The sequence below is a fragment of the Nitrosopumilus sp. b1 genome, from assembly GCF_014078545.1.
In the GTDB taxonomy this organism is placed as follows: domain Archaea; phylum Thermoproteota; class Nitrososphaeria; order Nitrososphaerales; family Nitrosopumilaceae; genus PXYB01.
Genome location: NZ_MU078708.1, coordinates 625 through 1,488, shown reverse-complemented (window position 1 = coordinate 1,488; position 864 = coordinate 625). Strand labels below are relative to the sequence as shown.

General features: G+C 34.0%; 1 pseudogene. It reads right to left on the bottom strand.

Annotated elements, in window-relative coordinates:
- Positions 1-810 (bottom strand): annotated as a pseudogene (locus C6988_RS11120) (anaerobic ribonucleoside-triphosphate reductase); the annotation flags it as partial.
- Positions 811-864 lie beyond the last annotated feature (54 nt).

Sequence of the window (864 nt, the reverse complement as noted above, 5' to 3'; positions counted from 1 at the left end):
TTGCATGTATTGTGTATTTTTTGCAAGGATTGGATTAAGTCCACGTCTTGTAAGATCTGAAATATCTTTCTTTCTTAGTGCCATTGATGATAATGCTGGCTTCATCAACAAAGCTAATCTTGCTCTAAAGTAAGTTTCATCTTTGTTTGATTCAAATGCTAATCGTGGTAGATTAATTGAGATAGATTGTAGATGTATTGATACCGAAGAAGAATTTTTTGTAGTGGTGTGAACGACACCCTTGTTAGAAACATTTCCTTTAGAAAAGATAACTTTTCCACCAAGTGAAATTATTTCAGATAAGGTTGCAGAGACATCAGAGATTTTGCCTTTGTCGTGATCAATTACTAAACCAATACGTGGTATTGGTGTAATTTTGGTATAATTTTTGTATGCAGCAATAATTGCATTAATTATTTTTGCATCACTGCCTAATTGTAATCTAAATGAAATTAATGTAGAGTCTTTGTTATATTTTGAAACAGTTGATGCTGCTGCAAATGCATCAGCTAATTTTGTTTCTAACTCTGAAATGTTTTTAGAATGTTTTGTTAACAATGATGGAAGACCATCAAAGACAACTTCTTGTGATGATTCTTTTGAAATTAGTGATATAATCATTGAAAGTGCAGCAGACAAATCATCAAGTGTCTTTACTGATTGAACTCGAGAGACATCAAGGAATTTTCCACCAAGATCAAGTCCATCTTCAATTAGTTCTTTGATGTTGACAAATAGAGTATCTGGTAATAATGACCAAACTCCTGGATTGGTTATGTGGAGGTCTCCTGAAAGGTGAGAGTCAGCCACGTCTTTAGGCAGGGTATTTGTGAGTAAATGCTCAGCGAAGACTACTTGACCAGT